This is a genomic window from Streptomyces albidochromogenes (assembly GCF_005981925.1).
Taxonomy (GTDB): domain Bacteria; phylum Actinomycetota; class Actinomycetes; order Streptomycetales; family Streptomycetaceae; genus Streptomyces; species Streptomyces albidochromogenes.
The window spans coordinates 1-1,633 of sequence record NZ_VBVX01000594.1 but is presented as its reverse complement, the minus strand read 5'-3'; the positions used below and the strand labels follow the sequence as shown (position 1 = coordinate 1,633).

Sequence of the window (1,633 nt, the reverse complement as noted above, 5' to 3'; positions counted from 1 at the left end):
GGGGTGCAAGGCGCGGGCGACGGAAACGGGGGCGGGCGGGCCCCGGCCGGCGACGGCGGCTCCGGCGCACGGCCCCGCGTGGACTCCCCCGGCGCCGAGCGGCGCGACGACCGCGCCCGCCGGGTCCACGGCCTCGCGCCCACCCGCGGTCCCCACGCCGCCGAAGCCCGCGCCTCCCGCGCCCAGGGTGCTGATGGCGAGCGGCTCCGAAGGCGCCCAGGTGCGTGAACTCCAGGCGCGGCTGCGCCAGATCGGCCACTTCGGCCGGACGCCCACCGGCCACTACGGCTCCGTCACCGCCGCCGCCGTGGCGTCGTTCCAGGGCCGGCGCGCCCTGCCCCGTACCGGCACGGCCGACACCGTCACCTGGGGCAGGCTCCTCGGCATGACGCGGGAGCCGACCGGCGCGGAGCTGCGCCCGCCGACCGCCGCACCGGTCGCCGCACCGGACCCGCGCTGCATGACGGGCCGGGTCCTGTGCATCAGCAAGACCAGCCGCACACTGTCCTGGATGATCGACGGCCGGGTGCTCTCGGCGATGGACGTGCGGTTCGGTTCGCAGTACACGCCCACGCGCGAGGGGACGTTCAGCGTGTACTGGAAGTCGCGGCACCACGTCTCGACGCTGTACGACAGCCCCATGCCGTACGCCCTGTTCTTCAGCGGCGGGCAGGCCGTCCACTACTCGTCGGACTTCGCGGCGCGCGGCTACGGCGGCGCGTCCCACGGGTGCGTCAACGTCCGGGACGAGGGGAAGATCGCGAGCGTGTTCGCTCAGGTGCGCGACGGCGACAAGGTCGTCGTCCACCGGTAGCCCCGCCGGTGGACGACGAGGGAGAAGAATGTGGCGCGGGCGGGACCGGGGGAACGTGTCCCGCCCGCGCCTGTGCGCGGAGCCGAAGGTACGGGGGGAACCCCGGCTCGTCGCGCGGCCGATGACCAGTCGGCTCACTCTCTACTGCGTCACGCGCCTCAAAAACGTCACACCTGCGCGAGCGACACGAAGAAATTGCAGGTCAGAGCGGTTCAGCTCGGGTACGTCAGGGTCTCGGCAGGGGCGTCGGACCCGGCGGTCGCGGCGGGCAGCCCCGAGTACGGGACGGCGGGCAGGCGGCCCTGCGCCCCGTCCGGGGAGATCCGCCGGCCGTCGGTCGTCCTGCCGTCGCCGCCGCGGCCGTCCTCGCCGCCGCCGTCGTACCGGTCGTCGCGGTCGTCGTCGCGGTCGTGGCCGTCGCGACCGCCGTTGTGGCCGCCGCTGTTCCTGCCGCCGTCGCCCGAGCCGGTGCCGCCGCCGTCCTCGTCCCGGGAGGCGTCCAGCAGGCGGTCGCAGAAGCGCTCCACCCGGTCGGCTCCCTTGGCGGCCTCCTCCAGGCGTCGTTCGTGGTGGGGGGCGAGGCTGCCGGAGCGGTGGTCCCGGCATGCCTCGACCGTCGCGCGGTACCAGTCGCCGGAGCCCGGGGCGTCCCCGGAGCCGTCGCCCGTGCCGGGTCTGCCGTCGCCGGCCCAGTCCGGGAACGCGGGGGGCGTGACGCCGTCCGGCCCGGCCGAGGGCGTGTGCGTACCGCCGGTGTCGCCGTCCTGGCCGCCGTTCCCGTCGCCGGGCGTGCCGGGGGTGCCGGGGGAGGTGCCGTCC

General features: G+C 76.2%; 1 protein-coding gene and 1 pseudogene. One reads left to right on the top strand and one right to left on the bottom strand.

Features of this window, described 5'->3' with window-relative positions; genetic code table 11:
* A partial coding sequence (locus E2E34_RS34145) for a L,D-transpeptidase family protein (protein WP_138905694.1) occupies positions 1 to 814 on the top strand: 814 nt, incomplete at its 5' end.
* A gap of 212 nt (positions 815 to 1,026) precedes the next feature.
* Here the strand turns inward: E2E34_RS34145 and E2E34_RS35800 are convergent.
* Positions 1,027 to 1,633, bottom strand: a pseudogene (locus E2E34_RS35800) (hypothetical protein); the annotation flags it as partial.